The organism is Neoalteromonas facilis (assembly GCF_002807665.1).
Lineage (GTDB): Bacteria > Pseudomonadota > Gammaproteobacteria > Enterobacterales > Alteromonadaceae > Alteromonas_E > Alteromonas_E facilis.
Genome location: NZ_PEAY01000002.1, coordinates 266,552 through 279,612, shown reverse-complemented (window position 1 = coordinate 279,612; position 13,061 = coordinate 266,552). Strand labels below are relative to the sequence as shown.

Below are 13,061 nucleotides of genomic sequence, written 5' to 3'. Positions count from 1 at the left end.
CCTATTTTACTCATATACCGGTGTCAGCCAGCCCCATTTGTCTTCGGTCTGACCGTTAAATAATCCAAAGAATGCATCCTGAACTTTTTCAGTGATAGGACCGCGTGAGCCGTTACCCACTTTAATCCCATCAACACTGCGCACAGGTGTTACTTCAGCAGCTGTGCCGCACATCAGGATTTCGTCTGCAAGGTACATTGCTTCACGTGCAATGTTTTCTTCTCTGACGGTGTAACCCATTTCTTGTAGTAACGTCATGATGGTGTCACGCGTAATACCTGGCAGAATGGCTGCTGTTTTCGGTGTTGTCGAAACGACGCCATTGCGAATAACAAAGATGTTCTCACCAGCCCCTTCACTGATATAGCCATTAACGTCCAGTGCGATACCTTCACCGTAACCATGACGACGTGCTTCCATTGAAATCAATTGCGATGACAAGTAGTTACCACCCGCTTTCGCGCCAGTGGGCATAGTATTCGCAGCCAGTCTGTTCCAGCTTGAGATACCTGCATCAACACCATTTTTAAGCGCCTCTTCACCGAGGTAAGCTCCCCATTCAAACGCGGCAACTGTCAGCTCTGTCTCTTGACCGAACGGGACTTGCAAGCCCATGCCGATATCACCGTAGTAAGCGATTGGACGAATGTACGCAGACTTAAGGTTATTCTTTCGAATAATATCGAGAGTAGCCTGGTTGACTTGATCCAGCGTGTAGGGGATCGTCATGCGATAGATTTTGGCAGAATCGAATAAACGACGATTGTGTTCGTTTAAACGGAAAACACAGGTTCCTTTATCCGGTGTGTTATACGCACGAATGCCCTCAAAAACCGATGAGCCATAGTGAATCGCATGTGTCATTACATGCACAGTGGCGTTTTGCCACGGAATGATTTCACCGTTAAACCAAATATATTCAGCAGGTTGCTTTGCCATAGTAATTCCTTAACAATCGATTTTTCGTAGGGTTATTATTTTCAAAGGCACGATAATACATGCTAATGAGCCGCTACCCAACGAGATCAGCTGTTAAATTACCTGAACAAAACTGACTTTGTGTAAACTTGAAAAGCCAGATAAAAGACAAGTTTTCCCATCACTGGGAAGGAAACTTGAAAGGACATGTGGTGCGCCATGGCGAGCGCAGGGAGATTAGTACCACGAAAAGGAATGCCGTGGCAAGTTCCAGAGGTCCAATTAGATCACCGATATATTTTTAACCGAGCGTAAATTTGCTATATTCATGTTTCTATTACTTGCAAATGAAGCTGTTGCAGTTGGGTTTTATTCACGCATTGGTCACACATTCTTTCATTCGAAAAATGAATGAACGCATTTTACATACACTCATCCCCCAAAAGTGGGCCTTTGTATGCGTGGTATTTATGGCCTGGACGGCAATGCCAGTGCCACTTCAGGCACAAGAAGATGCAGTTGTAGAACCCCAAGTACTGTCACCACGCTTTTTCACCTTGTCGACACAAGATGGATTGGCTCAAGACTCAGTCGTCGATATGCTGCTCGACAGTGATGGATTTCTGTATATCGGAACAGAGGGCGGGTTAGATCGCTGGGACGGCTACAATTTACGTCGAATCAATGGGCCAAATAATGAATTGCTGGACATGCCCATTTACCGCATTTTTGAAGACAGCCAACGTAATATATGGCTTGCCTCAGCAGGCAGCGGTGTTTACAAATTAAACCCCAAAACCAATCAACTCGATAAAATCATTGAATTGCCCTATGTCGATGCAGCGGACTACATTCAAATCGGCGTGAACTTTTTTGAAGATGAGCAGAATCGGATCGTCATCGCTATGGATCAATCCATTGCTCGATATGATTATGCAACCGACAGCACTGACATCATATATGAAGTCTCAGAAGAGATGATTAAAGGAGAAGTGATCCTGCGTTGGGCCATAGAGCTAGAGAAATGGTTAATCATCGCCACCAGCGACGGGTTATTTGCTAAGGCTGAAAATAGTCCTGCCGTACCACTAGAGTTTCTACCCAACAGTGCAGAAGCCCACATTGACCAACTCAACGTAAAACACCTCTTGATAGACTCCACCGATCGGCTGTGGATATCAACTGTGCGTGGGCTTTACATGACGAGTGTAGCCGAAATATCTCGCTCACTCGGTGAGTCGACGCGCATGGAGCCTGCACAAAAGGTGATCCCAGAGCGCAATATTTGGCGAGTGATTGAAAAATCCCCCGGCGAATTCTGGGTCGGCAGTGATATCGGTTTGTTTTCGTTAGACACTACGACAGAACAAATCACTTACCGCTACTTATTTGAGCCGCTGAAAGGGATTGATGTGTTATCGCGTAAAGATATTAAAGATATTGAAATCGATCGTGACGACAATCTCTGGCTAGCTTCAAACTACGGCGGTGCGTTGTATTGGGCACCGTCTAGTTTATCGTTTAAAACCTTACAGATAACGCAACAAAATCAACACAACAGTCCGCTTACGGATAATACCATATGGTCTATTTTTGAAGATGACAGCAATGATATCTGGATAGGCACCGATAACGGTTTGACTAAGTACTCTCCTTCAACCGGTGAGTCACAACTGTTGTTTAAAAAATCTCAATATATTCCCTACAGTGATGCGCACATATCGAAAGTGTTTGGTTTAGATAATGAGCGCCTCATCATGTTAACCGGCTATGGTCTGTGGGAAGTCGATAAGAATACCGGCGAACGCAAAATTGTTGAAACCCTAAACGACGAAGATAACAGTATTGTTTCGACCTATGTTTGGGGTGCAGGGCAGGACCTTGATAAGCGCATCTGGTTTGTCATGGATACCGGTGCCAAAAACGGGTACTACGTGTATGACCCTGCCGATAAGTCCATCAACAAGATTGATTTGCACAATGAGATCCCGACCCGACAATTCTATTCTTTTCTTCATGTGGCAAAAGATTACGACAACAAGATGTGGTTATCGTCTTCTGGCACGCTGTCGCTGGTGGATCCGAAAACATTTGAACGACAAGTTGTGCATAAAGTCACCAGCGACATCAATATGGCGTGGATATTCCCCACCAGCGTAGTAGTCGATAAACAGGGAGTTCTGTGGGTCGGTTACCCTGGGCACGGGTTGTATGGGCTCGACAAAGACACCTTCCAACAGCGCTACTTCTTTAATGAAAACATGTTGTTATCGACTAATTTGGTGTATTCATTGATGACGGACGACAATGACAATTTATGGTTTAGTAGTCACTCAGGGTTACACAAAATTACCAGCGACCGCAAAAAGGTTGTCGATTATCGCTATGGGCAAGAACTTATCGTTGCCGAGTTCAATGACGGTGCACATTATAAGTTAGAAAATGGTCAACTGGCGTTTGGTTCTCCTAGCGGTATCGTAACCCTAGATCCGAGCTCATTAGAATCATCCAGTCAACAAGAGTTGATACACGAGGGCCAAGTGACACAAGATGCAATGGCGATCACCGATGTTTCCTTGGCCACGCGTGATTTGAACATGCCACTGAGCAATATCAATGGCGAAACCATAAACCTGAAGTATGACGACAATGGCCTCACGATCCGCTTTAGCAGCCTTCAATACAGTCAAAGTGGAAAAGGCCGCTATACCTACACCCTGAAAAAGAACGGCAGAGCCATCAGTACCGCAACCACAAGCGAACCAGTGGTTTCATTACCCTTGCTAGAAGATGGTGATTATACCTTTACGGTTTCGCCTGATACTAATAGTGGTATTAGTTCGATGCAGCCCGCGACGCTGAACATAAATGTAGAGCCCGCCCCATGGAATACGATGACCGCGCGTGTAATGTACATACTAGCAGCGGGCCTAGTGTTGTTTATTTTCTGGTGGATCCGGAAAGGGCAGAAATATCACCTTGAGCAAGCCAGAAACCAGGTGCGGTTATTTGGTGATGCGTTCAAGCAAACCCGCGACTGGGTGGTTATTTTTAGCAATGACTATGCACCGATTGCGGTTAACCCTGCATTTGAAAGCGCATTCGCATTGGATACTAGTGATACCATCACAGAGCAATTCAAAACCTTACAAGAGAAGTATCCCGAATTAATGAAGTATACGCAGTCTGCGCTTAAGCAACTGAGTATCAACGGATATTGGCGCAGCGAACAAAAACTGCAGCTGGCCGATGGACGACAACATGACGTATTAATCAATCTTAATGCGGTTAAAAATAAAGAGGATACCAACCAGATTGATCACTACCTTATGGTATTTTCTGATATTTCCGAACAAAAGCGAGCTGAACGCAAGCTACTGAAGATGGCAACCTATGATGGCCTAACCGGACTGGTTAATCGGAATTTGCTGTTAGATAGGCTTGAGCATGCTATAGAAAATGCTAAACGTCACAATTCACTTGTCGCAATCCTGTTTGTCGACCTCGACCGCTTTAAAGGTATCAATGACAGTCTGGGTCATGAATACGGCGATAATATATTGCGCGTGGTAGCAAAACGCATGCAAAACATCACCCATGAAAACGATACCGTCGGGCGCATCGGTGGTGATGAATTTGTTATCGTGTTGGAGGATGTTGAAGACTTTGAGGATGTGAGTTCGTTCATTTCTAACTTGATTGATTTAATTGAAGAGCCCATTCAAGTCAGAAAAGAAACGTTACGGGTGTCATGCAGTATTGGCGTATCAGTATACCCTAACGATGGAACCGAACCGTCTGATCTGCTGCGTTATGCAGACGTTGCAATGTACAGCGCTAAAGGTGATGCGGTAAACAGTTTCCGCTTCTTTACAGAATCCATGAATGTACGAGCAAAATATCGTTTGTCATTGGAGAACTTGGTCAAGCGCGCATATCAGCAAGAACTGTTCTTCAATGTATATCAACCGATAGTGAATATTAAAACCCATCAAACGGAAGGTATGGAATTACTGATGCGTTGTGCCATCAGTGAACAACCTATTTCACCCGCTGAATTCATCCCTATTCTAGAAGAGATGCGACTGATCGTTGAAGTCACCCGTTTAGCCATTATTTCTGGGATCAAAGAGCTTGCACAGTGGTACGAAGAAGGGTTCCGCGGCTATTTATCGGTTAACTTGTCTGCACTGCATTTTACCGCGACCTTCGACCTAGATATATTGTCTGAACTGTTAGAACGCTATCAGTTACCGCGCAGTGCTTTGCGGTTTGAGGTGACGGAAGGCGTATTGATGGGCGATAAAGAAATGGCGCTGGAGCAATTTAATGCGCTACATGCAGAAGGCTACCAACTTGCGCTTGATGACTTCGGCACAGGCTATTCGTCATTGAGCTACCTTAAAATATTCCCGCTGGACGTGATTAAAATAGACAAGAGTTTTTCAGATGACATCGGCACAGGCAGTAGTGGCGACAGCCTTATCATAACCACCATAGGGATGGCGAAAAATTTAAAGATGGACTGTATCGCCGAAGGTATTGAAACGGCTGAGCAAGTGCAGTTTTTGGCTGATCACGATTGCTTTAGATTACAAGGCTTCTTCTTCTCCAAGCCAGTTACAGCTGATATTGCAAAGACGATTGTTGTAAAACAATGGCAAGAGCTGTATCAAACATAGCCTGCTCTTGTAGCCAGTAGGTTAGAGACCCAGCGTTCGCTATGCTCTATGCACTCAAACTCAAGGAGCGCATGTGGGATACGCAACCGTATATTCAAGAGCCAGCATCGGTGTTAAGGCGCCTCTTATTACCATTGAGGTGCATTTAGCCAACGGGATCCCCAGTTTTACGCTGGTTGGATTAGCCGAAACCACAGTCAGAGAATCCAAAGAACGCGTTCGCAGTGCCATCATCCAATCTGGCTTTGAGTTTCCAGCAAAGCGCATCGTCGTCAACCTTGCCCCCGCTGATTTGCCGAAACACGGCGGACGATTTGATCTGGCGATTGCGGTTGCAATCCTCGTTGCAAGCGGGCAAGTGCACGGTGAGCACCTTTCACAATACGAGTTTTTGGGTGAACTCTCCCTCTCGGGCGATATTCGCCCCGTCGCCGCGGCTCTGCCCGCCACATTGGCTGCTGGCTCGCTACAAAAATCCTTGGTCTTAGCGGCGCTAAACCAAGCTGAAGCGTCTTTAGTGGCAGAGGACAATCATTTCGCGGCTTCTCATTTAAGTGAGGTTGCAAACCATTTAAACGAGCAACAACCGTTAGCGAAAATCAATTGCCAAGAAACCTTGTCTGAAGAACCAGGTTACGCTTTGGATTTTGCCGATGTGCAGGGCCAACACCAAGCAAAACGCGGCTTATTCGTGGCCGCTGTAGGTCAGCATAACGTTTTACTTGTTGGGCCACCCGGCACGGGCAAAAGCATGCTAGCCCAACGCTTACTCACCATTTTACCAAGGCTTACGCCAACTGATGCGCTGGACAGTGCTAGTATTTATTCTATCGCGGGGGAATTTGATGTTGAAAAACATTGGCGTAAGCGACCGTTTCGGTCGCCACATCATACGTCTTCGGTTACGGCATTGATGGGCGGTGGCAGCCTACCAAAACCCGGTGAGATATCACTGGCCCATCGAGGCATTTTGTTTCTTGATGAGTTGCCCGAATTCGGACGACATGTATTAGATGCCCTGCGTGAGCCACTGGAAACCGGCGATGTTCATATTTCTCGCGCTGCAATGAAATGCTGTTTTCCTGCTCGGTTTCAATTGGTTGCAGCGATGAATCCAAGCCCTACCGGTGATATTCACGACCAACGCACAAGCCCAGAACAGGTATTGCGCTATCTGAATCGCCTATCCGGCCCACTACTCGACCGCATCGACATCCAGTTACATGTTGATAAGCAGAAACTGAGTGAGCTCTCAACCCAGTCTTCAGCAAACCTAGACACACTGCGCAGCAGTGAGCTGCGGGAACGAGTAACGCGCCTACAAGCAATGCAAATGACACGTCAAGGTTGTTTGAACGCTTATCTAACCAGTCAGCAGCTGAAGCGTCATTGCCGCCTGAGCAATGACAATGAAACATTTTTCTTGCAAGCACTGGATCATATACACGCTTCTCACCGTGCCATGCACCGCTATTTAAAAGTAGCCCGCAGTATTGCGGATATTAACAACAGTGATGATATTCAACGTGAGCACATCGCAGAAGCAATGGGCTATCGAGCCATGGATGACTTACTGCGTTCCCTTCATAACTGAGCAAACATCGCTTCGATCAAACGTTCTGCTTTTCTTCCCTGCTGACAGCATAGTCCTAATTCATAAGGTTCAATGTTATCCACCTCAACACTGTCAACCTGACTCTGTAAGGCTGAATTCTCCAGTACGACCCGGGGTACAAAACCGACGCCACAGTCCAAGGCGACCATGCTGACGATGGCTTCATTGCCGCCAACCGATGCGTACACATGAGGCCTTATTCCGGCTTCTGCAAACCAATGATGCACCGTGCGTCGTGTTGGCCCGCTCTCGGGCATTACCACCGGCGTTTTACGCCAATCGATTTGACTAATGTGACTAATCCCCATGCGTTTTGGTAATGCAAGTACCAAGGGAACTTTGGCCAGCGCTTTAAAATACAATTCAGCCGGTAGATCTGGCGCATTAATCGCAATCGCAATATCACATTTATCATCAAGCACTCGCTGTACTGCAATACCAGGATCGCCTGTTTCGAGCTTAAAGTCGACTAAAGGGTGCTGTTGCCTGAATTTATCGAGAAGGCGCGGCAGGTGACTTTGACTCGCAGTTACAGAACAGTAAAAGCGTAAATGCCCTTTCAATTGTTCACCGTCATTGTTTAATGTCTGTTTCAGCTGGCGCCATTGACTTAGCATCGGCTCGGCAAATTCGAGAACTTGCTGTCCGGCATGGGTTAATACAACGCGGCGGTTGTTTCGTTCGAACAGCACCGCACCACACTCTTGTTCAATACGCTGTATAACGCGGCTTAACGTTGAGGGTGAAACAAACATTGCCGACGCCGTTTGACTGAAGTTAAGGCTGCCAGCTAGATGGCAGAACAGTTGGAGATCACGCAGTTCCATAATTTCATTATTTGCAACATTATGTTGTGAATATATCACTTTAAACAACATTTGTATTGCCGTAGTCTTTCTATCAGGCATTAAACGCCTGAACAAAACTGGACAAGGTAAACATGGCAAATTACTTCAATTCTCTCTCTTTGCGCGAACAACTCAAACAATTGGGTCAATGTCGATTTATGCAGCGAGAAGAATTCTCGCAAGGATGCGATTATTTAATCGGTAAGAAAATCGTAATCGTTGGCTGCGGTGCTCAAGGGTTAAACCAGGGTCTAAACATGAGAGACTCAGGCCTTGACGTGAGCTATGCATTGCGTCAAGCCGCGATTGATGAAAAGCGCGACTCTTTTGTTCGTGCAACAGATAACGGCTTTACTGTAGGTACGTATCAAGATCTTATTCCTACTGCAGATCTGGTTTATAACCTAACACCGGATAAGCAGCATGCTTCAGTGGTTGAAGCAGTAATGCCTTTAATGAAACAAGGCGCAACACTAGGTTACTCTCACGGATTTAACATCGTTGAAGAAGGCCAACAGATACGACAAGACATTACGGTCGTGATGTGCGCACCGAAATGCCCGGGTACCGAAGTGCGCGAAGAATACAAGCGTGGATTCGGTGTACCGACTCTTATAGCGGTTCATCCAGAAAATGATCCTGAGAATAAAGGCTGGGACATCGCAAAAGCCCTTGCTAGCGCAACAGGCGGTGATCGCGCTGGCGTATTAGCTTCATCTTTTGTTGCTGAAGTAAAATCTGATTTGATGGGTGAGCAAACAATCTTATGCGGCATGCAACAAGCGGCAGCTATCTTAGGCTATGAATACATGGTAGCCGATGGCGTAGAGCCAGCTTATGCAGGTGCATTGATCCAGTACGGCTTAGAAGCCATCACCGAAGCACTCAAAATTGGTGGTGTCACCAATATGATGGACAGACTAAGTAATCCAGACAAACTGCGTGCATACGATTTATCAGAGCAGCTTAAAGCGACTTTAAGACCTCTATTTGAGAAGCACCAGGACGATATTATTTCAGGTGAATTCAGCACTACCATGATGAAGGACTGGGCTGATGGAGATGCTAATTTATTAAAATGGCGTGAAGAAACCGGTCAAAGTGCGTTTGAAAACGCGCCCGAATATGAAGGTAAAATTGATGATCAAGCCTTCTTCGATAAAGGTGTTTTGATTGTTGCAATGATCAAAGCCGGCGTCGAGTTAGCGTTTGACGTTATGGTTGAGGCTGGGATCTTGCCAGAGTCAGCTTACTACGAGTCATTGCATGAAACCCCTTTGATATCCAATACGATCGCACGCAAACGATTGTACGAAATGAATGTGGTTATTTCTGATACTGCAGAGTATGGCAACTACTTATTTGCGAATGCTGCTGTACCGTTATTGAAAAAATCGTTGATGCCGTCCGTCACCTCTGCTGATTTGGGCAAGGGCCGCACTAGTCACGATAACAAAGTTGATAACATGCGTTTAGTTGAGGTCAACCAAGCCATCAGAAATCACGGTGTAGAAATTATTGGTCAACAATTACGTGCTTATATGCAAGATATGAAGGCCATTGTTACAGAGTAAACAGTTCTGTCGTTAGGTGCTTAAAAAAGCCCTCTTGCCCGGCATTTTTTGCCGGGCTTTTTTTTGTTTGAACTTTTACTTTGCATCTATATCTGAAGCTGTATGATGGCTCTTATAGTCATATTTCTCGCTCTTGGTTATTTTTTGCACTAAAAAGCCACGTGTATCAAATTTGATACACCCTATCACATCTACTTAAAATGCATTAACTTTATGATTTTAAATGCTTTTTAAGCCTTGTTAGGGTATTTCGAAATCTGAATCGTGAAGAACTAAAAACAGTGTTATCAAATAGCAACAACTATCAGCCAAAATCAGATTAAATCATTGATATTTAACGGCTATTTAGTTGGCAAAGCATTTGCTTAGATGACTATAAGTTGCATTTTAGGCAACTACACCATGTTGAAAATAGATCGCTGTCAAAAAGGAACGCGATATGAAGCAAACGATGTCTCGCTTTATGCAGGTCGATGATTGGATTTTTGAAGTTAAAATGGTCCGTGCACTAAAAGTCAATTCATACGGCGACCCATACACCGCTGTCGCCAATCTTACCGCCAATGGCGACCAAATGTATATTGATACACAAATGACACGTCAGGGTGAAGACTTTACTCGAAAAGACTTTATGGCTTTTTATAAGTTCTGTCAGACACTACAAATGAAATCTGTCAGTTACGATAAAATTAAGAACGGCGAGCGCTTCGCTCGCACGGTTGATATTGTCGAAAATCAACAGCCAAAACCGATTGTTCGTTTAGTTAAATAGCGCTTAGAGCAGTTTACCTGCGCCTATTCTATAGTCGTGGGTATCTCTGCCCAACGAACACTGGCAAAGGCTAAACCGCAAAATATGACAAACCCTGCTGCAATGGGGATGACGTCGTGCGTCAAGAATGCATCTACCAAGGTTGCGATAGGCACTGACAACAAGCTCGACAGAGAGCCAATAATGGCTGCACCTAGCCCTGCCATATCGCCAAGTGGTTGCATCGCCATGGCATTAAGGTTGCCGAATAACACGCCAATAAAAAAGAAATTGATAAACAGCAGCGTGATAAACGCGGCTAAGGGTGGCAACCCACTGTAAAACATAACAACAGCAAGCAAGATAAGGCTGAAGCTCACACTTCCCACAAGCGCTATTTGACATAAATGGCGCATACCTAAACGCATCACCAATGTGCCATTAAAAAACGATGCCAGGCCAATCGAACCCGCCAGTAGAGCAAAAATCAGCGGAAAGTATTCTCCGGTTTGATAAATGCTTTGGAAAATCGTTTGTGACGCACTTAAATAAGCCAAAAAAGCGCCAAATATAAAGCCCATCGCCAAGCTATATCCCATCACTTCGCGGTGGGTCAGAATAAAGCGCAAAGAGCGAAAAAATGTGGCAAAAGAAAATGCCTGACGCCTATCTTTTGGTAACGTTTCAGGTTGTCGGGCAAAGAACCAAGCAACTGCAATGACTGCCACAATTAAAAACAACGCAAAAATATGTTGCCAAGAGAACCATAGCAATACGGTTTGGCCTATCAGCGGCGCTATCATTGGCACGAAAATGAAGACCACCATGATAAATGACATGACTCTGGCCATAGCATCACCGCTAAACTGATCTCTAATCACGGCCATCGCCGCTATACGTGGGCCTGAAACACCAATCGCTTGGATCACTCTGCCGACCAGCATTTCGTTCATAGTGGAAGCATACATACACACCAGCGTTCCACAGGCAAAAATAAGCATCCCGACTAATATCGTGGCTCGCCGTCCGTGCGCATCGGCAAATGGACCAAAGAATAATTGACCGACAGCCATGCCTATAAAAAAAAGCGAAACAATTAAATGCACTTGTTGCTGAGACTCTGCGCCAAGCACTTCACCGATTTGATTCATAGCGGGCAACATTGCATCTATGCTGAGTGCAACTAATGATGTCATTAGCGCCATTAGGCAAACAAATTCAAACAAACCTAAGGCAGGTTTAATGGCGGGATGCGGCGGATGTTCTGGCATGTCAACAATCTGAAATTAACGGTCGCGTAGCTTACCAGCAAAGCTCAGGAGACGATAGTTAAAGCGGATAAACTAAACTTAAAACACGATGGCCTGTGGCGGCGAATTCAACTACATAGTTGCAATCGAACTAGCGTTAGACTGAACGTTATCAACACAAACTTTCACGCATTATTTGCCTGATTTGCTTCACGCATAGGTAATGGACTAAAACCTTTCTAGATCAACGTTTAAGCTCAGGGTGCAGGCTCTTACCCAGAATGTGTTCATCTTTGGCAATGACTTTTGCTGCACGCCCAACTATCAAAGGATCCGGCGCTTTGGCGACTCTTTGGTTTTTGTTTGGATATGGCATTTGATGTAGAAAATATTGCATGCAATTCAAGCGCGCTCTTTTTTTGTCATCCGATTTAATAACCACCCAGGGAGCATCGGCAGTATCCGTATAGAAAAACATGGCTTCTTTTGCTTCGGTGTAATCATCCCACTTCGCTTGTGCGATTTTATCAATCGGACTCAACTTCCATTGCTTCAATGGGTCAGTTTCACGCTTTTGAAAACGCCGCGTTTGTTCTTGCTGCGACACTGAAAACCAGAACTTGAACAAACGGATCCCGCTGCGCGTTAGCATTCTCTCTAGTTCCGGCGCTTGCCGCATAAATTCAAGGTATTCATTCGGCTCACAAAACCCCATCACGCGTTCAACACCAGCGCGGTTGTACCAACTTCGGTCAAACAGGACAATTTCACCCTCAGTCGGCAAATGCTTTATATAGCGCTGAAAATACCATTGACCGGATTCTTCATCTGTCGGTTTTTCCAATGCAACAACGCGCGCCCCACGTGGATTCATATGCTCCATAAAACGTTTGATCGTGCCGCCTTTTCCCGCTGCGTCTCGTCCTTCAAACAACATTACAACGCGCTGCCCACTCTCCTTAACCCATTTTTGCAGTTTTAGCAGCTCTACCTGCAAATCATGTTTATGTGATTCATAAAACGCTTGGGTGATTTTTTTCGAATAAGGGTATTCGCCAGAGCGAAAAGTCGACTGAATATAGCTTTCATCATGTCGTTTCTGCGTTAACGACATGCCTGTAGGCGCTTTAGTAGAGGGTGTTTGTTTATCCATATTAGGTAAAGTGTAGTCTTTTGATTAACGTTCGTCTGCATGATGGAAGTCTACCCCTATAAGGAATGCCATTTGCAATAAAACGGAGTTCCATTGACACAGATCATCTACATGGGTTGGAACGAATGTATCTAGGCTAGGTCTTAACAATACAAATCATATTTCTACGAATTAACGATTTTATCCTGCAAATACATGCCGATAATAAAATAGCCAAGGTATAATTATTGGCATTATCGCTGGTTCGCCATAACAAAGGATTTTGAATTG

Annotated in this window: 8 protein-coding genes; 4 read left to right on the top strand and 4 right to left on the bottom strand. The window is 45.1% G+C overall.

What is annotated here, in order from left to right; translation table 11 throughout:
- Window positions 1–6 precede the first annotated feature (6 nt).
- On the bottom strand, window positions 7–939 hold the full coding sequence (locus CSH93_RS07430) for a branched-chain amino acid transaminase (protein ID WP_100642606.1): 933 nt from the start codon (window positions 937–939) through the stop codon (window positions 7–9).
- Window positions 940–1,388: 449 nt separating this feature from the next.
- Here CSH93_RS07430 and CSH93_RS07425 point away from each other — a divergent pair, with 449 nt between their 5' ends.
- Both CSH93_RS07425 and CSH93_RS07420 read left to right on the top strand, forming a co-directional pair.
- Window positions 1,389–5,600, top strand: coding sequence for an EAL domain-containing protein (locus tag CSH93_RS07425; RefSeq protein WP_164078319.1), 4,212 nt, complete (start codon window positions 1,389–1,391; stop codon window positions 5,598–5,600).
- Between the two features lie 73 nt (window positions 5,601–5,673).
- The gene (locus tag CSH93_RS07420) at window positions 5,674–7,194 is read left to right on the top strand and encodes a YifB family Mg chelatase-like AAA ATPase (RefSeq protein ID WP_100642604.1); all 1,521 of its coding nucleotides are present in this window, start codon (window positions 5,674–5,676) and stop codon (window positions 7,192–7,194) included.
- On the opposite strand, the gene ilvY is transcribed toward CSH93_RS07420, so the two are convergent.
- Entirely contained in the window at window positions 7,185–8,042 is an 858-nt protein-coding gene (gene ilvY / locus CSH93_RS07415; RefSeq protein WP_100642809.1) for an HTH-type transcriptional activator IlvY, read from the bottom strand. The two genes, CSH93_RS07420 and ilvY, sit on opposite strands and share 10 nt — an antisense overlap.
- Window positions 8,043–8,155: 113 nt before the next feature.
- On the opposite strand from ilvY, the gene ilvC reads away from it, so the two are divergent.
- Both ilvC and CSH93_RS07405 read left to right on the top strand, forming a co-directional pair.
- Window positions 8,156–9,637 carry a ketol-acid reductoisomerase gene (gene ilvC, locus CSH93_RS07410; RefSeq protein WP_100642603.1) on the top strand — a complete coding sequence of 494 codons (1,482 nt, stop codon included), beginning with the start codon at window positions 8,156–8,158 and terminating at the stop codon, window positions 9,635–9,637.
- 439 nt (window positions 9,638–10,076) lie between these two features.
- A complete protein-coding gene (locus CSH93_RS07405) occupies window positions 10,077–10,409 on the top strand; it encodes a hypothetical protein (RefSeq protein WP_100642602.1) in 333 nt (110 codons plus the stop codon).
- A gap of 23 nt (window positions 10,410–10,432) precedes the next feature.
- Here the strand turns inward: CSH93_RS07405 and CSH93_RS07400 are convergent, their stop codons facing one another.
- Both CSH93_RS07400 and ppk2 read right to left on the bottom strand, forming a co-directional pair.
- Window positions 10,433–11,659 carry a multidrug effflux MFS transporter gene (locus CSH93_RS07400; protein ID WP_100642601.1) on the bottom strand — a complete coding sequence of 409 codons (1,227 nt, stop codon included), beginning with the start codon at window positions 11,657–11,659 and terminating at the stop codon, window positions 10,433–10,435.
- Window positions 11,660–11,882: 223 nt separating this feature from the next.
- Window positions 11,883–12,791 carry a polyphosphate kinase 2 gene (gene ppk2 / locus CSH93_RS07395; RefSeq protein WP_100642600.1) on the bottom strand — a complete coding sequence of 303 codons (909 nt, stop codon included), beginning with the start codon at window positions 12,789–12,791 and terminating at the stop codon, window positions 11,883–11,885.
- Between the last annotated feature and the right edge of the window lie 270 nt (window positions 12,792–13,061).

What these genes read in the sequence shown, in the direction of transcription:
- ilvY (WP_100642809.1), bottom strand. Translation starts at nt 8,042, where the DNA reads ATGGAACTGCGTGATCTCCAACTGTTCTGCCATCTAGCTGGCAGCCTT.
- ilvC (WP_100642603.1), top strand. Translation starts at nt 8,156, where the DNA reads ATGGCAAATTACTTCAATTCTCTCTCTTTGCGCGAACAACTCAAACAA.
- ppk2 (WP_100642600.1), bottom strand. Translation starts at nt 12,791, where the DNA reads ATGGATAAACAAACACCCTCTACTAAAGCGCCTACAGGCATGTCGTTA.
- CSH93_RS07430 (WP_100642606.1), bottom strand. Translation starts at nt 939, where the DNA reads ATGGCAAAGCAACCTGCTGAATATATTTGGTTTAACGGTGAAATCATT.
- CSH93_RS07405 (WP_100642602.1), top strand. Translation starts at nt 10,077, where the DNA reads ATGAAGCAAACGATGTCTCGCTTTATGCAGGTCGATGATTGGATTTTT.
- CSH93_RS07425 (WP_164078319.1), top strand. Translation starts at nt 1,389, where the DNA reads ATGGCCTGGACGGCAATGCCAGTGCCACTTCAGGCACAAGAAGATGCA.
- CSH93_RS07400 (WP_100642601.1), bottom strand. Translation starts at nt 11,659, where the DNA reads ATGCCAGAACATCCGCCGCATCCCGCCATTAAACCTGCCTTAGGTTTG.